Raw genomic sequence first — 21,606 nt, forward strand, 5'->3', positions numbered from 1 at the left:
GGGCATTGGCCATTAGGCATGACAGCAGAGGGAGAGTGACTAATGACTAATGACTACAGATTAGAATTTCGTCCTTATCAGCGAAGATTTGTGCGTAGATACGCAGTGGCTTGTCGTCAGACACCGCTTACAACCAGTCACGGTAATTGGGATATTCGTGAAGGTATTATCCTCCGTCTCACCGACGAAAATCTTAAAGTCGGCTGGGGAGAAATCGCCCCCATTAGCTGGTTTGGTTCCGAAACCCTAGAACAAGCCTTAGATTTTTGTCGCCAACTTCCAGAAAAAATCACAGAGGAGATAATTTTCTCCATCCCAGATGAGTTACCTGCTTGTCAATTTGGCTTTGAGTCAGCGTGGGAGTGGGGAATGGGGAGTGGGGGAGGTGGGGGAGATGAGGGAGATGAGGGAGATGAGGGAGATGAGGGAGATGAGGGAGATGAGGGAGATAATTTTATAACTCCAAACTCCTCACTCCTCACTCCAAACTCCTCACTCCTCACTCCTGACTCCTCACTCCTGACTCCAAACTCCTCACTCCTGACTCCAAACTCCTCACTCCTGACTCCTGACTCCTCACTCCTGACTCCTCACTCCTCACTCCTGACTCCAAACTCCTCACTCCCAACTCCAAACTCCTCACTCCCAACTCCTAACTCCTCACTCCAAACTCCAAACTCCTCACTCCCAACTCCTAACTCACTCTTCTACAGTGCCTTATTATCAGCTGGGGAAGCGGCTTTAAATCAATGGGAAACGCTGTGGGAGCAGGGATATCACACGTTTAAGTGGAAAATAGGTGTGTATGCGATCGCTGATGAACTAGAAATTTTTGAGTCACTGATACACACTTTACCAGCTTTTACCAAACTTCGATTAGATGCCAACTGTGGACTTAACTATGAAGAAGCTAACTTATGGCTGCGAACTTGCGACAATTTCAAGGCAAATAAAGAACTAGATATAGAAATTGAATTTATCGAACAACCGCTACCCGTAGAGCAATTTCAGGAGATGTTGGAATTGAGTCGGAGTTACGAAACTGCGATCGCTTTAGATGAATCTGTCGCCACACTTGCGCAACTCGCCGCCTGTCATCAACAAGGTTGGCGAGGGATTTTTGTCATTAAACCTGCGATCGTTGGTTCACCATCTCGTCTGAGAAAGTTTTGCCACCAGCATAAAATTGATACTGTATTTTCATCCGTATTTGAAACTGCGATCGGAAGACTTGCAGCACTCCAACTAGCAGCCGAATTATCCCAAAACAACAGAGCAATTGGTTTTGGCATCGACCATTTTTTTGAACAAGAAGAAACCTGGCTTCAAAGTTTATGGAACGACCTTTAGATTGTCTTAATAACCTAACTCAGGATGATTGGCTTATCGGTTATAATAGACATCAATTTAATCAAATATTTGAAGAATTATATTTAGAACTAACACAATTATCAGCGTGTAAAACACCACCAAAAATCATCTTAGCCGAACGCGAACCATTACGATTTATAGCAAGTTTTATTGCCGCTTGTGCAGCCAATAGTCAAGTTTTTCTGTGTAACCCCGACTGGGGAACACAAGAACGGCAACAAGTCTTTAATTTAGTGCAGCCAGATATTATTTGGGGAATGGGCAATAGAGAATGGCGAATGGAAAGTGGGGATTCGGAAGAAAACACTACCCTTTCTCCCTCATCCCCCTCATCCCCCTCATCCCCCTCATCCCCACTCATAATGATTCCCACAGGTGGTTCATCGGGACAGATCAAGTTTGCCATCCACACTTGGGAAACTCTCACAGCATCCGTACAAGGATTTACAGAATACTTTCAACTCAAACAAGTCAATTCATTTTGTGTATTACCGCTATATCACGTTAGCGGTTTAATGCAATTTATCCGCTCTTTCACCACCGGAGGTAAACTGGCTATTCAACCATTTAAAGCCGTAGAATCTAGTCAAATCTTAAATATTAAACAATCAGAATTTTTTATATCTTTAGTACCAACGCAGTTACAACGCCTCTTGCAAAATCCAGAATTAACTGAATGGCTATCCCAATTTAATACTGTACTTTTGGGAGGTGCGCCAGCATGGAATGAACTACTAGAAAAAGCCAGATTTTATCGCATCCGGTTAGCACCTACCTATGGCATGACAGAAACCGCCTCTCAAATTGCTACCCTCAAACCAGATGATTTTCTCTGCGGGAAAATTAGCAGTGGTCAAATTCTTCCCCATGCAAAAGTAACTATTCGCAATCAGCAAGGCGAAATTTTAAATTCCAATCAAATCGGAAATATCACCATTTATGCTCAATCTCTAGCCCTTGGTTACTATCCTTACTTTTCACGGGATCTGGAAAACCTCTCTCCAAACCTCTCCCCTACAAAGGGAGAGGCTTTGATTTTCCCCCCTTCCCTGGTAGGGAAGGGGGCTAGGGGGTTAGGTTTAGCGTTGGTTTTTCCAGATGACGCGAAAAGTGAGGGCTACTATCCGATAGCCAGAGAAAATCAAGCTGATTTCCAAGTAGATGATTTAGGTTTTTTAGACGATCAAGGTCATTTAAATATAGTCGGACGTAACAGCGACAAAATTATTACAGGTGGAGAAAATATTTACCCAGCAGAGATTGAATCAGCTATCCTATCAACTCAAATGGTTGCCGATATTTGTGTCATCGGCATCCCAGATAAACACTGGGGACAAGCCTTAACAGCGATTTACATTCCCAAAAAATCAGATACCTCTGCCTTAAAAATCCAAACCCTTCTCAAAGACAAACTCAGCAAATTTAAAATCCCTAAATATTGGATTCCCCAGCAAAACTTACCCCGCAACTTCCAAGGCAAAATTAACCGCCAACAACTACAGCAAATAGCCACAGAATTCCTCCAAAATCCCATCACATAATCTCCCTCGACCTTCTTCTCTCTGCGCCCTCTGCGTCTCTGTGGTTCGTCTCCAACCACTGAATAATCTCATCAGGTAATTCCTGCTTACTTCTACTACTCACATCAATACAAACGTGCCTAGTAATAGCCTTAGCAACTACCACCTCAGCCACCGTAATTCCATAAGTAATTTCAAACTTATCAACACCTATTTTTTGGGGAATTAAACTAATCAGCAACTTATCCCCAACAAACATAGGGCGCAAAAAATCCACACTAGCATGAACAATGGGAAACCCCACAGACGGATGAGTAAAAAAAACTTTGAGATTAATACTTGATGCTTCTAAAGATTCTTCATAAGCTTCATGGCAAATACCCAAAACATTAGCAAAATAAACTACCCCAGCAGCATCAGTATCATGAAAACGAACTGTGCGGTTATAAGTAAAAGGCATTTTTGATAATTGAATATTATATTGACTCCAACGGCGGAACCTCAAAGTCATTAAACAAGGAAACATTGTAAGACGAAGCGTTTAAAGCCCTTACCAGCTTCCCGTCGAGAGTCAGCAAAGTAGCACCTACCTGCTGTGAAAGTGCAACATAACAGCCATCGTAGGCAGAGATTTCATAATTTAAGGCGATCGCAACTGCATCAGCCATCAAATCTGCTGTCGAGACAACACGCAAGGGGAAAGCTTTGAGACTAGCTAAATTCCCTTGAATCAAAGAAACATCGTAACGACCTGCACGAGCATACTTCCACAAAACGTTTGCACACTCAATATAAAATAAGTCAGGTACAAAGATTTCTGTTTGGGGATAGGCAAGGTGAGCAAATAGTTGATTAACCTTGGCTGTTAGCGGATCGGGAATAAATTGCTTAACGGACACACTCGCATCGACGACGCATCTAAGAGGAATTGTCATCTGTCCCGATCTTCTCTAATCATGGCAGTGCTATCAGGCCATTCGATATCAGTTGGTAGCTGTTCACGGCGAAGACGGATTTCCTCTAAAAGTTTTGGCACATTTTTTCGTTTCTCTTCTTCTGTTTGCTGTGCTTCAGTTTTTAAAGCTTGTTCTAACAGAGTTATAACTTGAGCGTTAATGGAACGGTGTTCAGATGCCGCTAACTCTTGCAGCTTTGCATACAAATCATCGGGTAAATTTCTTACATAAAGGGTAGCCATCGCCTTACCTCGAAGCAGGATTTATTTTTATGCTAGCACGATGCAAGCAAAAGGGGGAGTGGGGCGATCGCTCTTAAGTGAACCGTATTGATTTATATTAGACGTCTGGTGAAAAAGAATTGTTTTGACGTAGCACTGCTACGTCAAGACAAGGGTTCTGGGTAACGCATATTTAATTTCTACCAGATGTCTATTAGTTTCCTGTTGCTTCTAAGCTAGAGGAATTTGTCTGGTTTTGAGCTAAAGGTGTCCAATAACTGGCAACTAAGGCAACTATCAGCCACCAGAGGGTATTGACTTCCGGACGATACCAGACAGTATCTACTGTGCCGTGAGCTACCATGCCCAACAAAATAGCGATCGCTCCAATTAACCAAAATCCCTCTACACTTCTGAGTTGTCGCAATCGTCGCATTTGCAAAAATGCCGTATTGAATGTGACGATTATTAGCCACAGAAAGCAGGCTAAACCAACAAAGCCAGTTTCTACAGTCACTTCCAACAAAATCGAATAGGCACTCAAAGCTGTGTAACGAGGGCGTTGATAGAGGGGATAAACTTGATTAAAAGAGTTATGACCAGGGCCAATGCCAATAATCGGGCGATCGCGAATCATCTCAAAAACAGCATCCCACACATTTCGGCGAAAATTATTACTGCTATCTTTACGGTCGGCAAAAATACTTAACACTCGCTCGCGGAATGTGGGTATCAATATCACTGCTAGTACCAGTATCCCGATCAAGCCTCCCAAGACAATGGGCAGTGACCAAGTACGCCAAAAAGGAGGCATTTCCAAGCTTTTCCAATAAACTAGTAATGCCATCACAGCCAAAACTGCCACCACTAGTCCAATCCAGCCGCCACGACTAAAAGTCAGAATTAGACAAGAAGTATTGACAATTAGCATAGTTAATGCTAACGCTTTTTTAGGCCAGCTTTGCCATGCAAAAATTGCCACTAAGCTAAAAATTACTGCTGGTAAGAGATATCCAGCCAATAAGTTGGGATTTCCTAAATAACTATAGACCCTTGTAGTCTTAGACAAAGGAGATTCTGGATCAACCCAAGTTGCTAGTGCTGTGGCTCCAAAAAACCATTGCTGCAACCCATACACACTAACAATTAACGATACGTGCAAATAAAGGACGATAATCCACGAACGGAGGCGAGACGACCTTAATACCCTGGCACAAAGAGCAAATAGCAGCAAATACAAGGTCAACGTTCCCAAGTCGTTAAGCGCCGCCCTTTTGACTGGTGATAATACGGTTGCAACTGCGGCAATTACCCAGTAAAGCAATACCAGTAGGTGAATAGGAGTGACTGAGGAGACATCTGCTGGTGTTGCTTCATCAGATAAAGTCAACAACAGCCAGAATCCGACACAAGCCACCAGCAACAAACCTACCAACGTACTCGAAACAAAAGGTGCAAGAGCATATATTAAGCTGAGTAAAGCAGCTGCTGTTGCATTTCCCCACTGGAGTAAGACGCTGGTTTGCCGCCAAGAACTTAATAGTCCGACCAGAGAACGGTGTACGTAACTGGTAGCAAGATATTCTTTGAGCGGTAAAGATGATAAAGTAAATCGTTGCCAGACTAAATTCATAAAAAACATTGCGATCAATTAGCCTGCCGACGCAGAACTTGGAATTGATCATAATGCCTATGGCTATAAAAAGGTAATAACCGAGATAGATAGAAAATACGTCTTCCGTAATCCCCAGTCACCAATCCCGATGATTAGACTTCGTTAATTGCTTGTGAGGGAGTCGCCAGTTGTAGTGGCAAAGAAAGCACATAACGATATCCTGATTCTGGTGAACCTTGAATCAGGATTTGTCCACCATGCAACTCTGCGAGTTGACAACTTAGCAATAAACCTAAGCTTTCACGAGAAAGACTTCCATGTGATTTAGCTAAATTTATACCTGAACCACTAGCAAAGAAATTTAAGTGGGAATCACCCAAGTTTTTGGAATTATCAACTGCTATTGATGAAATATTTGGTTGCTCCTGGTTTTCTGCACGAGTATTATAACTTGCTACCTCACCTGTCAAATCCAGCAGCGATAAAGAATTGAGACGGAAGTAGGGATCAACCTCAGTTATGCCGTCCCCCAACCAGGGATGAGAAACCCAAATGGTAATGTTGAGTGTATCTTCCTTGTAAGAGACATGAATGCGAACAATGCTACCTGTAGCCGAAAGTTGAATCACACTGAAAACTAGGTGATAAAGGATTTGCCGCACCTTGTCTTTATCTAAAGGCCAAATGCGATTGCGTCCCGGTTCTATAGAGAGGCGAATATCTTGCTCGCGGCGATTAGCCACTTCTTCTAGGGTATTGATAGCTTGTTGACACAGCATTTCAATATCCACAGGAGCCAGATTCAGCACAGTAGAGTTTTCATCCATAGCTCCTAGTTCGGTAATTTCGTTTACTAGAGAAAGTAAGTACCGACCACTGTGTTGGATAATTTCCAAATATTCTCTCTGCTTAGTCGTCAAAGGCCCATAAATCTCACGTCCTAAAACACTAGCCATACCCAGTACAGATGTTAAGGGCGTGCGTAACTCATGAGTTAGCTGACCCAAAAGTTCTAGTTTCAGTTGCTTGGTTGAAACAGGGTCACCATCTTTAGTGGGCGGGGTAATTTTAATCTCAGTGTTATGTTCGTCATTGAGTGAAAATATCGGAGCGATCGCGGGAGTGCTTGATTCGAGTCTCCGTTGCAGGAGTCGGTTACGTTCAAATTCACTCATGCTCCAACGAGCGATGATTTGTAAAAACTCAATATCTCGGGTTGTAAAATTGCGCGGTGCTAAATCCATCACCGCCAATGCACCCAAACAATTTCCCTCAGCATCAATAAGTGGCGCTCCTAAGTAAGCACGAATACCATAATCCTGCACCAACTTGCTGCTAGCAAGTACTGGATCTGTTAGTTTGTGTGTATCATTAATTACAAATAGTTGAAAACTCTCTACTACTTGAGTGCAAAAGGATTCCCGGCGTAACAGTTGGCGGCTTTGTGCCAAATGATTCATTAGTCCCAACCTAGATAAGCCCACTGCCGATTTAAACCAGTGGCGTTCTTGATCCACAAATCCCAACATGGAAATTGGTGCTTCCAAAAAGCGGGCAGCAGTTTGAGTGGCTTCTTCAAAAACTGGAATCGTTTCTGGTTGGCGCAAACCTAAATCTGACAAAGCTTTGAGGCGTTGTTGTTCTCTTGTTTCGTCAGAATCCCAACCATCTTTTAAGGCAAATAATTTGTTTTCAGGCTCTACCATTGCCACTGCTACCTTAATAATTTCTCAATACTGTAATTGATACAAGTCCTATTTCTAGGTTACCAATTGCTATTTTAAGCATTCCCTAATTTTGCCTCTGACAAACAAATTTGGGGCAAAATTTTTTTACCCCTTGCATTAAGTCGGTAATGCGGTCTTTACCAGTTAGTAGTTACTGGTGCTGAATGTTCTCTGTTTAGCACTGCTATAGTCTCTATTGCTTGAGATTTTGCAATCAGACTGCGTTAGATTTGGATACAGTCAGGGTAATCTAATGCTAAGGATACAATACCAAAGCTCTGTCATTGTTTATGTAAAGAAGGGAAAATTCCTATGGCAATATTCAACGTAAATTTACTTATAAATAATTTTATACGTATTTGAAGTAACAATAAATACGGATAACAATAGTCAAGGGCCCTCGTGTCGCCCACCCCACAAGATGGGATAATTTATTTCCTGGTAATCCCTAATAAGAGTTTCAGGGAGTTATTGCGTAAGTCCTAAGTCAAATATAGGAATCCGGTTTGATTTTTGAACAACATTAAGTATTTGTAGGGTGCGTTAGCGACAGCGTAACGCACCATTCTTAGGGATTCGGTGCGTTACGCGAAACGCTAACGCACCCTACGTATCTGTTCAGAAATCAAATAGTAGTCCTATAGTAGTCCGATATATAAGTTGAACCCATAACAATTTCACACTGAAAATTTGCAAGCTTTTCTATTTTTTCCCTACGAGGAAATATTTTTTGAGGACAACTCCTAATGAATAAAATGACTATTAGAGTTCCTTTCGTAGACTTGAAGTTACAACATGAACCAATTCAAACGAAATTACAAGATGCAATCCAATCTGTATTAGAACAGGGAGATTTTATTTTAGGGCAAGCACTCTCAGATTTTGAAGCAGCATTTGCGGCATTATCTGGGACAGGATATGGAGTTGGTGTTGCATCAGGGACAGATGCGATCGCTCTGGGATTGCAAGGGTGTAATATTGGTGCTGGCGATGAAGTGATTTTACCAGCAAACACATTTGTCGCAACCTTAATTGGGGTGCTACGCGCTGGCGCCAAGCCAATTTTAGTAGATTGCGATCGCCAAACAGCTTTAATTGATTTAGAGTCGGCAGCAAAGGCAATTACGCCTCAAACTAAAGCAATTATCCCTGTGCATCTCTATGGTCAAATGGTATCACCACACCAGTTATTGAACTTTGCTGATACCTACAAACTACTAATTTTTGAAGATGCAGCCCAAGCACACCTCGCCCAAAGAGACGGATATCACGCTGGTTCAGTAGGAATAGCAGCAGCTTTTAGTTTCTATCCCAGCAAAAATTTGGGAGCATTTGGGGATGGAGGAATGGTATTGACACGAGATTCAGATGTAGCCCAGAAGATGAGGCGCTTGCGAAATTATGGTGCATCGCAAAAGTATTTTCATACTGAACCAGGTACAAATAGCCGCTTGGATACCTTACAAGCAGCAGTTCTGCACCAGAAATTACCATATTTGCCACAGTGGAATCGCGATCGCTTGACTATTGCGCAGCAATATGATGTAGAACTAGCACCATTGGCAACTGCTGGGATTATTCCTATGGAAAACCAAAGTGATACAGGACACGTTTATCATCTCTATGTCATTAAAGTAGATGATTCTTGCCCAATAGAACGACACCAACTCCAGGAACAACTAACAGCAGCAGGAATTCAAACTGGTATTCACTACCCAATTCCTTGCCATCTCCAGCCGGCATTCACCAACTTAGGCTATCAGCCGGGAGATTTTCCCCAAGCAGAAAAATTGTCCAAGCAAATACTATCATTACCGATGTATCCTGGTTTAAGCAGTAGCCAAGTCAAAGAAGTTGTCGCAGCGATCGCCAATGCAGTCTCAACTAATTCTCAACTAGATAAATCCTGTTTTGCTGACCTTGGCAGCGTGGTAGCCTGATGTTAATTCAATAGACATAAGTAGAGCGACGCAAATAAAGCTAACTGGCTAAGGCTGTCATTTGTCATTTGTCCTTCGTCATTTATAAAGGTTTAAGGTGTGTTTACGTTTCGTAATATAGTTTGGTTTATTCTTGCCAACTTACTTAGGAGTGAAAAAGAATTGTTTTGACGTAGCAGTGCTACGTCTCTACAAGGGTTCTGGGTAACGTATATTTAATTTATGGAGATGTCTAATGCCCAATCCCCTTGAAAACCGAGAGTTTTTGAATTATTAAAAATCATGGCACTCCAGCAACAGATTAAAAACAGAAACGCATCAAACTTGTTAAATCTAGGTATTTTAGGCGTTTTACTGCTGCTTTATGCTCCTATATTGCTACACTGGTTAGATGGTTGGCTGCACAAAAATATCAGTACAGAACACGAATATTTCAGCCACGGGATTATTGGCTTACCATTTGCTGCTTATCTGGCCTGGACGAACCGGAAAAAGTGGAAACGTTTGCCAGATACCATCCATCCTTTGGGCGCTGTTTTCTTATTATTAGGGGCAGTATTTTATCTTAGCGGTGTTACAGAGTGGGTTAACCTTTCCTTGCCCGTTATATTGGTAGGATTATGCTTGTGGTTTAAGGGAATATCAGGTTTGCGATCGCAAGGATTCCCTCTACTACTAGTATTTTTAGCAACTCCAACGGCAGTACCCTATCTCATAGCTCCCTATACCTTGCCTCTCCAAAGCTTCATCGCTGGCACAGCAGGCTTCATACTGAATCAATTTGGTATGGAAGTAACCGTAGATGAGATCAATCTCTACGTGGGAGGACGGATTGTAGAAGTTGCGCCCTACTGTGCAGGGCTGAAAATGTTGTTCACGACTCTCTACGTCGGCTTGATGCTGCTTTATTGGACAGATGCTTTGTCTTCACGCCGTACAACTACAGCGTTTTTATCTCTGGCTGCGATCGTTAGTATTATTGCCAATATCATTCGTAATACTTTACTAACTTTCTTTCATGGCACAGGTCAAGAAGCGGCTTTTAAATGGCTTCATGACGGTTGGGGTGGTGATCTATACTCTGCTTGTATGCTAGTGTCATTAGTACCTTTACTGAATTCGATTAATAGCTATTTCTCAGCATCTCCAGAAACTGAGCAAGCAAGAGAAAGTTAGTACAACATTTCATTAATTCGTAGCGAATTCTCTTTGCCCGGATTTCTCACCAAGATCAAAAAAAGAGGGGTCAAAAACTGCCAAAATGTATATTACACAAGAATCCCAGCAGTTTAAAGCATGACCCCAGATCAAAATCATTCTATACCGGAACAGTTCGTATTTGGACAAGACAAGTCATGTCCAGTTGTAGTTAATTTCAAGGGTGAGCCTGTAACATCGGATGCAGGATTAACATTAATTGCTGAACTAGATAGAAAAAGAAAAATAACATCACGATTTGCAGAATGTTTCAAAGATTACCGAAACTCAAATAAAGTTGTATATCCAGTTCATAACTTAATAGCACAAAGAATATATGGCTTAATCATGGGTTATGAGGATATAAATGACCATGAAACTCTACGTCACGACCCAATATTTGCACTGGCAGTGGGAAACGTTATTAACTCAGAACAAGAATTAACCACTTTGGCTGGGAAAAGCACATTAAATCGTCTTGAACATTGTCCAGACGACGTAGATTCAAGAGAAAACAGTCGGTATCACCGGATCGAATATGATGCTTTGGCGATAGAAACACTTTTAGTTGAGCTATTTTTAGAATCTTATCAAAAACCACCACGACAGATAATAATAGATTTAGATGTTACGGATGATTTAGTACATGGTCATCAAGAAGAGACATTCTTTAATCCTTATTACAAAGGATATTGTTATGCGCCACTTTATATTTTCTGTGGACAACATTTACTTGCCGCAAAATTGCGTGCATCAAACTTAGACCCAGCAGCATGGGGGTTAGAAGAATTACAAAGAATCATAAAAATCATCCGCTCTCGATGGAAAAAAGTGAAAATTATTATTCGTGGGGATAGCGCTTATTCCAGAGAAGAGATAATGGCTTGGTGTGAACAAGAAACTGATATTGATCATGTGTTTGGACTTCCGGAAAATCCTCGTTTACTCCAGTTATCGCAATCAATTAAGTATCGTGCATCCCAAGAATATTCCCGAAAAATACTGTCCGCGAGGCAACATGGAAAATTCCCTCAAAGAACAAAAGTTAGATTTACAAAGTGATAGAACAAGTACCCACACGTTTGCAGGAAATCAATTACGTTTATGGTTTACAGCTATTGCCTACATTTTAATGAACGACCTGCGAGAGAAATGTTTGGTCAATACAGAATACAAAAATGCAACGATTGGAACTATACGCACAAAATTATTAAAGCTAGGGGCTGTGATTACAATTTATAAACGACGAGTTTTGATTGCAATTAGCAGTACTTGCCCTGACAAGGAAGTTTTTGCAATGATTTATGAGCGTTTATCTCGACTACCCTGCCCTGGATAATTAAATGATTAGATTTATAAGTAATAGCTAATTTGATTTTAAATAACTGTCTTGCTGGGTTATTTTACTTGATTTAGCCCAACAAGTGGGTATGTCAATTTTTCTTACTATTTTGTTTCTTCTTCAGCATTTTACATTTTTTATGTGTTTTATATATCTTGTTTGTATTCGGTTTTTACTGGGTTAGCCTTGTGTTCTACGGGAAATTTGACAATGTATCAATTAAGTTACTCTAAATCTGACTCATCCAAGTGTTTTTTTGTCACTTGTGAGAAATCCGGGTTTACTGGTCAAAAGGGAGCCACTGCGGTCTTGGGCTTTCCCCAAGTGGAGCAAGTGGCGTTACTCTACCGGGGTTAGGAACTAGCCTCGCAGACGCAGAGTCGTCTGGCTCTACTTCACGCACCCGCAAAACAGCAGGAAGCATGAAGCAACTAGGGGCAATGAAGCGTCAAAAATCTGTAGAAGTCTCCGCGAAAAACGAACTGAGGGATGTAGAAACCCTTGAGAACGGCGGAGCCAACTGTGGGTAGTTCATAAAAGTAATGTTTTTAAACGCAAAGGGACGTAAAGGAAGACAGAGGTTTAATGGAAGGCAATTTTTCGTCGCCGATCCGTAAGTCCTAAAGATTACTGAACTCACGGTGTTCTTTTATAAAGTAAAATTTTGACTAAGTATTGCAAATTTTACTGATGACTTCCTTCTCCAAATTTTTCAAGGAAAACCAATTGAGTCAGCTAGCAGCACTTTTGTTATTGCTACTGCTGCTGGTAATGGCAGGGGTTCCCGGATACCTGACAGGACGCTGGCAATGGAAACAGCCGCCACCTGTTACTACCCTCAATGAATTAAGACAAATCCGCAAGACTGGGTTAGCCCTTCCTGGTTGGCAAATCATTGAACAAGCAGAACAGCAAATTGGCGAACATAAATGGTCTTTGCAGGTAATGAAAAAAGAAGGTTCCCAATCCCAGGCGATCCTGCTTTTGCTACCCCAAAATGGGCCTATGGATCAACCAGAGGTAGAGTGGACAGACGTTAACGGCTGGGGAAGATCACGCTGGGGAAAGTGGGATATAGCTCAATATCGCTCTGCGGAATTTACTGTAAAATCGCCTGGAAAGTTGACTTCTAATGTGGAAACTAAAGTAGAAGCTAGGTTCTTTCGCGCCTCCACACCACAGCAAACCTTTGCTGTCTTGCAATGGTACGCGATGCCAGACGGCGGAAATCCATCTCCTTTACACTGGTTCTTAGCAGATCAATTAGCACAGTGGCGCAAGCAACGCACTCCTTGGGTGGGTGTGAGCATTCTAATTCCAATGGAACCTTTGGGACAGGTTGAAACATCTTGGTTGTTAGCCCAGTCTATCGGCGAAACAGTGCAAGCTCGATTGATGGCAGGCCCTTTGTAAAGTCTGTTATGAATGCCTTTGTGCAGAGATTCATCAACAGTATTTCTAGAAATTGCGGTCAAGCTAAAACTCAGCTAAAAGATGTTAACAATATTTCTTGTGAAGTTAGAAATAGACGTCTCCGAAAAAGAATGTAGAGACGTAGCAGTGCTACGTCTCTACAAGGGTTCGGGGTAACGCATATTTAATTTCACCAGATGTCTAATTAAATTTAGCAAAATTCTTCTCTTTATTCTTGGTAAATACTTGCAGAGAAAAGAGACGTCTAGGACATTTTTATAGTAAAATAACCACTCGGCGCGACTAATTCCTAATCAGTATTTTCTACACCGATGTCCATAGATCCCAGTTCTTATATGCGTGGATTCAGCGCCCTGTGTTTTGTCAGTCTTCAAGTAGGAGTTTTCTTAACAACACCTATTCAACTTGTTCTTGCCCAGCCTTTTCCATTTCAAGGACAACCCCCCTCGCCTGTACCAGGTACTGAGGCTGTACCTCCAGGTGCAAATGACGAAATTTCCCCCCAACTCACCCGCTACCTCTTGGGCCCAGGAGATGCAATTGGTGTTGTGCTTCAGCGTCCTCCTGGCCCATACCGCTTAGGAATAGGAGATGGAATTAGTGTTTCGGTTCAGCGCTTTCCAGATTTGAGCTTTCAAGCTTTAATCAATCCAGAAGGTAACATTGTAGTGCCGTTACTGGGAACAGTGTCATTACAAGGTTTAACTTTGGCAGAAGCTCAAGAAAAAATTCGCTTGGGTTTAAATCGTTATGTGGTTGATCCAGTAATAGTTTTAGCCTTAGCAACACAGGGTCAAGACTTCAGTTTTCAAGCTGTAATTAGTCCAGAAGGCAACATCGTAGTGCCGCAAGTGGGAACGGTGTCATTACAAGGTTTAACTTTGGAAGAAGCTCAAGAAAAAATTCGCTTGGGTTTAAGTCGCATTTTCCCAGATCCAATGGTAGTCGTATCCTTGGTAGGCACGCGACCAGTTCAAGTTACCATTAGCGGGGAAATATTTAGACCAGGAATTTATCCGATTAATTCAACAACACCCCGCGTTGCTGATGCCTTGTTAATATCTGGTGGTTCCACATTGAATGCAGACCTGCGACAAGTGCAAGTACGCCGGAAGTTAATCGATGGTTCTGTGATTTCACAAACCATTGACTTATATGCCGCACTGCAAAATGGCGGTTCAATCCCTAATTTACGCTTACAAGATGGAGATGCGATACTCATACCCCGTCGTGAAGTTGGTAATGATGACGGTTATGACCGTAATTTGGTAGCACGTTCATCTTTGGCTACACCACAGATTAGAGTCCGGGTTTTAAATTACGCTGCGGGAGGTCTTTCCATTCAAGCACTGCCTAATGGCAGTACATTTGTAGATGCTTTGGGAGGAGTAAATCTCGATACTGCTAACCTCCGGGATATCGCTCTGGTTCGCTTTGATCCTGAACGAGGTAAAGCTGTTACTCAAAAACTTGATGCTAAAAAAGCTTTAGGCGGTGATGCTTCTCAAAATGTGGCACTTCAAGATAATGATGTTATTGTTGTTGGTCGAAACCTCATTGGTAGAATTACTAATTTCCTCACTACTATTACCCAACCTTTTTTCAATGTTCAATCCTTTCTCCGGTTTTTTGACAACTTCGGTGGCAATTGATCAAATTAGGAACTTTAAAAGAACGATAGAGGCTGGAAAGAGTTGGGAGTGGAGGAAGCCACATCTGCTACTTGTACCAATTCTGTATGAATCATAAGTACAAAAAAGAAAAACGAACCGCAGAGGACGCAAAGGACACAAAGAAAGAAGTTAAAAGAGTTTGGGGCAACCTCACAAATAAATGGTATTACATTTAAATTCATGAATCGAAAAATATTAAAGATATCAACCAATATATAAAACTTTTATTTGATTGTTGAAAACCTAAGTCGGCTAAAATTCTGCTCTATAAAAGTTTAGTTTTCAGTAGAATTAGCAAGATTCAAGTAGGATTACTATATACAGTAGGAAGTCAATACGGTTCGGTTAAGACTAAAAATAAAAATGTGTAGAAAGAAAATGTTGGGTTTCGTTCCTCAACCCAACCTACGAATATTCTTAACCGAACAGTATTGAGTAGGAAGTTGATAGCGTCCTTATATCAAAGCCACTATCTTTAGTTTGGTGCTTCCTAATTTTGAATTTTGTTAGCGCAGCCTCTTCTCTTCTTAGGCTACGCCAACGAGTCTGCGAGTGTCATTTGGAATTTTGAATTGGAGCGAAGCGACCATGACCCCACCAATTGTTAAGCGCTATCTGATTGCTTTCGATAAGTACAAGTGGATTGGACTAGCTAGTTTTGCTTTAGTTGTCGCCGGATCAACTGTGGTGGCTATGCAACCAGATCCACCTGCTAGCTATATAGGATCTGGCGCACTTACCTATAGTGGCCCACCAGTTTCTTTCTCTACCACTGGTACTGAAATCCAACAGCAAGGAAAGGAACTAAATGAGGAAGTTTTATTATCAAACCAGATAATTACCACAGTGGCAGAGAAAGTCGATGTCAAACCGAAAAATCTCGGTGCTAATGTCGTCCTTTCTTTACCTAAAAAAAACCCCAGGACTGGAGAATTGGAATCCACTATTTTGGAATTGAAATATGTAGATAGTGATCCGAAACGAGCTACAGAGGTCTTGACGGAATTGATGCAAGCAATGATCAAGTTGAGCAGTGATATCAATACTGGGCGATTACAAGCAATTATTCAAAAAATTAACGATCGCACACCACAAGCTAAACGCGAACTACAAGTTGCTGAAAAGAAGCTGGAACAGTACGATCGCATTGAGCGAACGGCAATATTGGCAGCAGAGAATGGCAGTTTGTTAAGCGCCATTACTAGCAGCCAAAATCTACAACGGCAAATTCAATTAACTATTTCTGGGGTTGAGGGCCAAGTTCGCAGTTTACAAAATAAGTTAGGCTTAACAGTCGGACAGGCTTATATTTCTTCCGCTTTGAGTGCTGATCCAATTATTGGTAACTTGCGAGCGCAAATTTATCAAAGTGAGTCGCAAATCGCCGTACTCAGAAAAGATTTGCGACCGGAACATCCAACGATGGTTCAGTTGCTGCGCCAGAAACAAGCTGCTGAGGAATTGCTACAACAGCGTGCTGCGGAGGTGTTAGGTGGTGATGGGACGGCGGCTCCGCTTCAGGGTAGCGTTGCTGGTATTCGCACCCAAAGTAGCTTAGATCCAGCACGCCAGCAATTGGCAAACCAAATGGTGTCTTTGCAAACCCAACGGGAGACACTGGAACAACAACTAACCCAAGAGATCCAACAAGAAGCGCGACTACGGCGAGAGTATTCTCTGATACCCAATAAGCAATTAGAGCGATCGCGTTTAGAACAGGAGGTTGGACTTAAAAAAGCCATCTATGACCAAATGCAGGCGAAGCTAACCGATGCTAAAACCGCAGAGGCAGAAACTACCAGCAGCCTCAGCATTGCCAGACGACCCACGGTCACTGTCGATGCCAAACCTCCCAAGAGTGTGCCTATTACCCTTGCTGTGGGTAGTTTATTAGGTTTGGTGATTGGTGGCGGGGTGATATTCTTGTTGGGAGCGCTGGAAGGAACTTTCAAAACCAGGGAGGATATTCGCCAGAGTCTTAAGCAACGGGAAGTGGCTTTGTTGGGAGAATTGCCTTTAATGCCAGTTGCTGATTTGGAGCAAGAAGGCGTACCTGTGGTACTTTCCGCCGATTCTCCTTATTTAGAATTTTATGAGAAATTCCGTAGTAATCTGCGTCGGATTGGTGGTAAAAACTTAAAGGTGGTGTTGATTACTAGCACCAGCAGCCTAGAGGGCAAAACGGCAAGTGCTTATAACTTGGGTATCGCTTCTGCACGTGCTGGTAAAAGAACCTTGATTATCGAAACAGATTTGCGATCGCCTTCCCGTTGTGCATCCCTGAAAGTAATTCCTGACTCCGATGCGACTATTGAACCCCTGCGTTATTACGCTAACTTGAGTGAATGTATCCGTTTAGTCCCTGATGTGGAAAATTTATACATTCTTCCCAGCCCTGGCCCTGTGCGGCAATCTGCTGCTATTCTGGAATCCAGCGAAATACGGCGGCTTATGGAAGATGTCCGCCAACGTTTTGATTTAGTCATTTTAGATACTAGTCCTCTGAGCATATCCAATGACCCTTTGTTAATCCAACCCTACAGCGATGGCATCGTACTAGTGACGCGACCACACTATACACAAGAGAATATGCTAGGTGAAACTATTGATCAATTGGTTGAATCTGAACTGGGGTTATTAGGAGCAATTATCAATGGTGCTGATATCACCGTTTATGCACCTGAAGAAGTTGCACAATCATCAGGATTTACATCTGAGGTAGAAGAATCTGAAGAAGTTTCAACGGCTGCTAACAATAACTAATAAGTAGATCGGCGCAATTAAAGCTAACTGGCTAAAGCTGTCATTTGTCCTTTGTCATTGGTCATTAGTAAGGGTTTTAAGCCTATTTACGTTTAGTAACATACTTGAGTGTTTTCGCACAAACTTACTTAGTTTCCAAATTAGTGAATTGCCAAACTGGAATTGCTGGAGCAAATTGACGGTGGATATTTTAACGCATAGGCGCAACTCTTGGAGACGCACTCGCGTTCGCCTTCCCGTAGGGTAGGGGCGCAAAGGGAAGCGCATAGGCGCAACTCTTGGAGACGCACTCGCGTTCGCCTTCCCGTAGGGTAGGAACGCAAAGAGAATTCGCTACGAATTTATGAAATATTGTACTTAGCAAATGGTGTACTTAGTCGCGCCTAAACAAGCCAAATAGGGGAGCGAGAATTACTCCAAAAACAAAACCACCGATATGCGCCCAATAGGCAACTCCACCAGTTTCTACAGTCATCTTAGCGGCTGTTTGCAGAGTAGCAAGACCCGATATCACATTTTGCACAATGAAAAGTCCAATTATTACTAGTGCTGGAATTCTGATTGTGGTGATAAAAATCCCCAAAAATATTAAGGTCATGACTTTAGAGTGGGGAAAGCGGATAATGTATGCACCCAGAACTCCAGAAATTGCACCACTTGCCCCTAAAGAAGGAATCTCAGAATTCATGCCAATAAACCATTGGCACAAGGCTGCTAAAGCACCACACGCTAAATAAAAAATCAGATATTTGGCATGACCCAATCGATCTTCAATATTGTTGCCGAAAATCCAGAGAAACACCATATTCGAGATTAAGTGCCACCAACCGCCGTGTAAGAATTGCGACGTAAATAACGTTATCCACTCTCCATTCACGTTGGTGGTTAACTCTTGAGGCACTACCGCATACTGACTTAAAAACTGACTCAATTGTGCATTTGACAGGCTCACCTCGTGAATAAAAACTAAAATATTCATGCCAATTAACCCGTAGGTGAAATACGGGGTGGTTCGCGTCGGATTTTCGTCGTAGAGGGGAAACACAGGTGTTTTTCCTAAATTATTGGCTAATTGCAATATAGCTTGTCAGGCTAGCGGTTGCGAAGGTTAAGGAATTTGACTGGTGAAATCAATCAGTATAATTGATGGTGCAGTAGCATGAAGAATTACTTATACCAAGATTCTTCCTGGGATTTATCGCTGAATAAACCCAACAGTGGGCCGAGAATTGCCCCAAAGATAAACCCACCTGCATGGGCCCAGTAGGCAATACCGCCGCTTTCCATACCGATGTTGGTACGTGTTTCCAGACTAGCAAGTCCATAGAAAGCTTGTTCGAGAAACCAGAATCCCAAAAAGAAATATGCCGGGACGCGGAAAGTCGGGAAGAAAAACCCTAAAGGCACTATACCGAGAACTTCAGCGTTGGGAAAGCGAAGAATGTATGCACCGAGAATACCTGCGATCGCACCACTTGCGCCCAAAGAAGGAATGCTAGAATCTTGAGCGAAGAACCACTGGGTTAAGGATGCCAAAACACCGCAAGATAAATAAAACAGCAAATATTTGGCATGGCCCAACTTATCTTCAACATTGTTACCAAAAATCCAGAGAAACAACATATTACCGGCTAAATGCAAGAAACCACCGTGTAAAAATTGTGAGGTAATTAAAGTTGCCCATTCTGGTACTGGTTGATGTACAGAGATACCAGCAAAGCTTAAGGTGAGTTCTCGTGGAACTACAGCCGCAAGGTGTAAAAACCCATTTAATGCTTGTGGGGGAAGAGTTGCTTCATAAAGAAAAGCGAGGACGTTAGCAGCAATCAGTCCATAAGTCACATAAGGCGTGATTTTTGTCGGATTATTATCTCTAATGGGAACCACGAGCGTTTTTTCCTGATTTTAAGACACAAACTCTACAATACTGAATACTCGAAGTAGTTTCTTCTACCTCATGGATGGATCTCACTTTGGCACTTATAAGACTTACGCATTAAGTAAGAAATATGGGATAGGACTCAATACTGCGTAGGTTTTGGCAAAAAAATAAAAAATGTCTAGGTTGGGGAGCCACTGCGCCCTTGCGGTTAAGAGACTTGTTCGCTTTTAGCGTTCCCGCAGGGTAGCACGTGGCGTTTGAGGAACGAAACCCAACCGAAGAGCGAGGTTTGTTGGGTTTCGCATTGCGCTCAACCCAACCTACAAATATTAAAAACCTACGCAGTATTGGATCGCCTTTTGTCGTAATGTAGATCATCGCAATCCCTAAACCATTCACCGCATCTGATTCCAATTCAATAGCTGACCAAACCCACTGACAAACTCATGTTTTTTTCAAATTCTCTGGAAAATCAACTCCAGCGCTGGAACGAAACCATCCGCAATCAGCCGAAAAATTCCACTGCTTACATTCGTCGAGGTATGGTTAACTTTCAGCTAGCCAAAATCGATGAATCTATTCAAGATTTTGACATGGCAGAGGAATTGGATGCCCGTATTAAACCTTACCTCTGGCAACGTGGATTATCGTACTATTATGCAGAAAGATTTGCTGAAGGCGCTCAACAATTTCAAATAGATTTGACAGTGAATGCTCAAGATGTAGAAGAAACAGTATGGCGATATCTCTGCATAGCTCCTTCTTTAGGTGTTAAAGAGGCGCGTAATTCTTTGCTCCCTGTGAAAAATGACCCTCGACGTGTTATGCAGTGTGTATATGATTTGTATGCAGGAGACTGTACACCAGATGATGTTTTAAGTATTGGTCAATCAGAAGGAGAGAGTGGCGAATTTTACAGTCATCTTTACTTGGGATTATATTACGAAGCTGAAAATAATCTTGATTTAGCTCAGGAATCTATAGTTAAAGCTGCTGATAATTACAAAATCGATGATTATATGTGGTATCTAGCGCAGGTACATAAAAAATTACGAGGGTGGATATAGTTTACTGTTCTAGCTTGGTGAGACTAAGTAAGTCGGCAAGAATAAACCAAACTATATTACGAAACGTAAATACAGTTGAAACCCTTATAAATGACGAAGGACAAATACTTCGACTTCGCGGTTCCTGAGCGTAGTCGAAGGGCAGTACAAATGACAAATGACAGCCTTAGCCAGTTAGCTTTATTTGCGTCGCTCTACTTACCTCTAATTTGTAATAAGTTTTTTCCATAAATTTAGGGACGTAATAAATTACGTCCCTACAAGATTTCAAGCAATAAAGCTAGCCCTTTGACTTTCCATGCTCGCTAAGAGAACAAAAAAGGGGTACAGTATTGAATCTTGAATATTTCATACTGTTTTGCAAAAATGGAATCCACCCCGTTTATATCCCTAGAGTTTCTGCAAAAGATTTGAATTATTAGTCAATCTTTTTCTTGACATTATCTTTTACGTCTTCAATACCGTGACGGACTTCGCTCTCAGCTTGCTTTGCTTTGCCTTCAGCTTTATCTTTCGGATCTCCAGTAACTTCTGCTGCTGCTTCTTGGACTTTACCTTCAACATTTTTAGCAGTTGCTTTAGCGCGTTCTTCTAAGCTCATTTTGGACTCCTGATTTGATCAAAAGTTAATTTCAAAGCTAATCTAAAACTTTGAAAGACTTTTTTATTACATTTACACAGTAGCTTAAAGTTTTTGCTAAAGCCTTCCACCACAAGACATATTCAATAATTCGTAATGACGCTCCTGCGTCGCTACCGCTACGCTAACGTAATTCGTAATTCGTAATTCAGAAAGTTAGTCTTAGTAAGCATCCTGGCTGTTATTTTCGTGTAAGTTTAACTAAAAATAGTTGAGTTATCTATGCTAAAAGACATAGAAGGAGTCCAAATATTGTCA

18 protein-coding genes are annotated in these 21,606 nt (G+C 41.9%); 10 read left to right on the top strand and 8 right to left on the bottom strand.

Annotated elements, in window-relative coordinates:
• The first annotated feature begins 42 nt into the window (after positions 1 to 42).
• Positions 43 to 1,350, top strand: a complete 1,308-nt coding sequence (locus LC605_RS12135; RefSeq protein ID WP_229547789.1) for an o-succinylbenzoate synthase — start codon at positions 43 to 45, stop codon at positions 1,348 to 1,350.
• Positions 1,335 to 2,912: a 2-succinylbenzoate--CoA ligase gene (locus tag LC605_RS12140; RefSeq protein WP_229547790.1), complete on the top strand. Its 1,578-nt coding sequence runs from the start codon at positions 1,335 to 1,337 to the stop codon at positions 2,910 to 2,912. The genes LC605_RS12135 and LC605_RS12140 overlap by 16 nt, the downstream gene beginning before the upstream one ends.
• Here the strand turns inward: LC605_RS12140 and LC605_RS12145 are convergent.
• From LC605_RS12145 to LC605_RS12165, 5 genes are all read right to left on the bottom strand, one after another.
• On the bottom strand, positions 2,905 to 3,351 hold the full coding sequence (locus LC605_RS12145) for a thioesterase family protein (RefSeq protein WP_229547791.1): 447 nt from the start codon (positions 3,349 to 3,351) through the stop codon (positions 2,905 to 2,907). The two genes, LC605_RS12140 and LC605_RS12145, sit on opposite strands and share 8 nt — an antisense overlap.
• Positions 3,352 to 3,367: 16 nt before the next feature.
• Positions 3,368 to 3,826, bottom strand: coding sequence for a type II toxin-antitoxin system VapC family toxin (locus LC605_RS12150; RefSeq protein WP_229547792.1), 459 nt, complete (start codon positions 3,824 to 3,826; stop codon positions 3,368 to 3,370).
• A complete protein-coding gene (locus tag LC605_RS12155) occupies positions 3,823 to 4,089 on the bottom strand; it encodes an Arc family DNA-binding protein (protein WP_229547793.1) in 267 nt (88 codons plus the stop codon). The genes LC605_RS12150 and LC605_RS12155 overlap by 4 nt, the downstream gene beginning before the upstream one ends.
• 193 nt (positions 4,090 to 4,282) lie before the next feature.
• Positions 4,283 to 5,701, bottom strand: coding sequence for an IctB family putative bicarbonate transporter (locus LC605_RS12160; RefSeq protein ID WP_229547794.1), 1,419 nt, complete (start codon positions 5,699 to 5,701; stop codon positions 4,283 to 4,285).
• Positions 5,702 to 5,835: 134 nt separating this feature from the next.
• A complete protein-coding gene (locus LC605_RS12165; protein WP_229547795.1) occupies positions 5,836 to 7,389 on the bottom strand; it encodes a GAF domain-containing sensor histidine kinase in 1,554 nt (517 codons plus the stop codon).
• A gap of 776 nt (positions 7,390 to 8,165) precedes the next feature.
• Between LC605_RS12165 and LC605_RS12170 the strand changes: the two genes are divergently transcribed.
• The 7 genes from LC605_RS12170 to LC605_RS12200 all read left to right on the top strand — a co-directional run bounded on the left by LC605_RS12170 (position 8,166) and on the right by LC605_RS12200 (position 17,759).
• Positions 8,166 to 9,350, top strand: coding sequence for a DegT/DnrJ/EryC1/StrS aminotransferase family protein (locus tag LC605_RS12170; RefSeq protein ID WP_229547814.1), 1,185 nt, complete (start codon positions 8,166 to 8,168; stop codon positions 9,348 to 9,350).
• Between the two features lie 282 nt (positions 9,351 to 9,632).
• Entirely contained in the window at positions 9,633 to 10,526 is an 894-nt protein-coding gene (gene crtB / locus LC605_RS12175; protein WP_229547796.1) for a cyanoexosortase B, read from the top strand.
• 120 nt (positions 10,527 to 10,646) lie between these two features.
• Positions 10,647 to 11,609 (top strand): IS1380 family transposase, encoded by a 963-nt coding sequence (locus LC605_RS12180; protein ID WP_229547797.1) that lies wholly within the window; start codon positions 10,647 to 10,649, stop codon positions 11,607 to 11,609.
• Positions 11,566 to 11,886 (top strand): transposase, encoded by a 321-nt coding sequence (locus tag LC605_RS12185; RefSeq protein WP_229547798.1) that lies wholly within the window; start codon positions 11,566 to 11,568, stop codon positions 11,884 to 11,886. Before LC605_RS12180 ends, LC605_RS12185 begins: the two co-directional genes overlap by 44 nt.
• A 693-nt stretch (positions 11,887 to 12,579) precedes the next feature.
• Positions 12,580 to 13,302, top strand: coding sequence for a cyanoexosortase B system-associated protein (locus LC605_RS12190; RefSeq protein WP_229547799.1), 723 nt, complete (start codon positions 12,580 to 12,582; stop codon positions 13,300 to 13,302).
• 332 nt (positions 13,303 to 13,634) lie between these two features.
• Positions 13,635 to 14,975, top strand: a complete 1,341-nt coding sequence (locus LC605_RS12195) for a polysaccharide biosynthesis/export family protein (protein WP_229547800.1) — start codon at positions 13,635 to 13,637, stop codon at positions 14,973 to 14,975.
• Between the two features lie 609 nt (positions 14,976 to 15,584).
• Positions 15,585 to 17,759, top strand: coding sequence for a polysaccharide biosynthesis tyrosine autokinase (locus tag LC605_RS12200; RefSeq protein WP_229547801.1), 2,175 nt, complete (start codon positions 15,585 to 15,587; stop codon positions 17,757 to 17,759).
• Positions 17,760 to 18,132: 373 nt separating this feature from the next.
• Here the strand turns inward: LC605_RS12200 and LC605_RS12205 are convergent, their stop codons facing one another.
• Positions 18,133 to 18,804 carry a rhomboid family intramembrane serine protease gene (locus LC605_RS12205; RefSeq protein WP_229547815.1) on the bottom strand — a complete coding sequence of 224 codons (672 nt, stop codon included), beginning with the start codon at positions 18,802 to 18,804 and terminating at the stop codon, positions 18,133 to 18,135.
• Positions 18,805 to 18,926: 122 nt separating this feature from the next.
• Positions 18,927 to 19,646, bottom strand: coding sequence for a rhomboid family intramembrane serine protease (locus tag LC605_RS12210; RefSeq protein ID WP_229547802.1), 720 nt, complete (start codon positions 19,644 to 19,646; stop codon positions 18,927 to 18,929).
• Between the two features lie 441 nt (positions 19,647 to 20,087).
• On the opposite strand from LC605_RS12210, the gene LC605_RS12215 reads away from it, so the two are divergent.
• Positions 20,088 to 20,708: a hypothetical protein gene (locus tag LC605_RS12215; protein ID WP_229547803.1), complete on the top strand. Its 621-nt coding sequence runs from the start codon at positions 20,088 to 20,090 to the stop codon at positions 20,706 to 20,708.
• A gap of 418 nt (positions 20,709 to 21,126) precedes the next feature.
• Here the strand turns inward: LC605_RS12215 and LC605_RS12220 are convergent, their stop codons facing one another.
• Positions 21,127 to 21,309 carry a CsbD family protein gene (locus LC605_RS12220; RefSeq protein WP_229547804.1) on the bottom strand — a complete coding sequence of 61 codons (183 nt, stop codon included), beginning with the start codon at positions 21,307 to 21,309 and terminating at the stop codon, positions 21,127 to 21,129.
• Positions 21,310 to 21,606: the final 297 nt, after the last annotated feature.

The organism is Nostoc sp. CHAB 5836 (genome assembly GCF_020829445.1).
In the GTDB taxonomy this organism is placed as follows: Bacteria; Cyanobacteriota; Cyanobacteriia; order Cyanobacteriales; family Nostocaceae; genus Nostoc.

What these genes read in the sequence shown, in the direction of transcription:
- LC605_RS12135 (WP_229547789.1), top strand. Translation starts at nt 43, where the DNA reads ATGACTAATGACTACAGATTAGAATTTCGTCCTTATCAGCGAAGATTT.
- LC605_RS12140 (WP_229547790.1), top strand. Translation starts at nt 1,335, where the DNA reads ATGGAACGACCTTTAGATTGTCTTAATAACCTAACTCAGGATGATTGG.
- LC605_RS12145 (WP_229547791.1), bottom strand. Translation starts at nt 3,351, where the DNA reads ATGCCTTTTACTTATAACCGCACAGTTCGTTTTCATGATACTGATGCT.
- LC605_RS12150 (WP_229547792.1), bottom strand. Translation starts at nt 3,826, where the DNA reads ATGACAATTCCTCTTAGATGCGTCGTCGATGCGAGTGTGTCCGTTAAG.
- LC605_RS12155 (WP_229547793.1), bottom strand. Translation starts at nt 4,089, where the DNA reads ATGGCTACCCTTTATGTAAGAAATTTACCCGATGATTTGTATGCAAAG.
- LC605_RS12160 (WP_229547794.1), bottom strand. Translation starts at nt 5,701, where the DNA reads ATGAATTTAGTCTGGCAACGATTTACTTTATCATCTTTACCGCTCAAA.
- LC605_RS12165 (WP_229547795.1), bottom strand. Translation starts at nt 7,389, where the DNA reads ATGGTAGAGCCTGAAAACAAATTATTTGCCTTAAAAGATGGTTGGGAT.
- LC605_RS12170 (WP_229547814.1), top strand. Translation starts at nt 8,166, where the DNA reads ATGACTATTAGAGTTCCTTTCGTAGACTTGAAGTTACAACATGAACCA.
- crtB (WP_229547796.1), top strand. Translation starts at nt 9,633, where the DNA reads ATGGCACTCCAGCAACAGATTAAAAACAGAAACGCATCAAACTTGTTA.
- LC605_RS12180 (WP_229547797.1), top strand. Translation starts at nt 10,647, where the DNA reads ATGACCCCAGATCAAAATCATTCTATACCGGAACAGTTCGTATTTGGA.
- LC605_RS12185 (WP_229547798.1), top strand. Translation starts at nt 11,566, where the DNA reads ATGGAAAATTCCCTCAAAGAACAAAAGTTAGATTTACAAAGTGATAGA.
- LC605_RS12190 (WP_229547799.1), top strand. Translation starts at nt 12,580, where the DNA reads ATGACTTCCTTCTCCAAATTTTTCAAGGAAAACCAATTGAGTCAGCTA.
- LC605_RS12195 (WP_229547800.1), top strand. Translation starts at nt 13,635, where the DNA reads ATGTCCATAGATCCCAGTTCTTATATGCGTGGATTCAGCGCCCTGTGT.
- LC605_RS12200 (WP_229547801.1), top strand. Translation starts at nt 15,585, where the DNA reads ATGACCCCACCAATTGTTAAGCGCTATCTGATTGCTTTCGATAAGTAC.
- LC605_RS12215 (WP_229547803.1), top strand. Translation starts at nt 20,088, where the DNA reads ATGTTTTTTTCAAATTCTCTGGAAAATCAACTCCAGCGCTGGAACGAA.
- LC605_RS12220 (WP_229547804.1), bottom strand. Translation starts at nt 21,309, where the DNA reads ATGAGCTTAGAAGAACGCGCTAAAGCAACTGCTAAAAATGTTGAAGGT.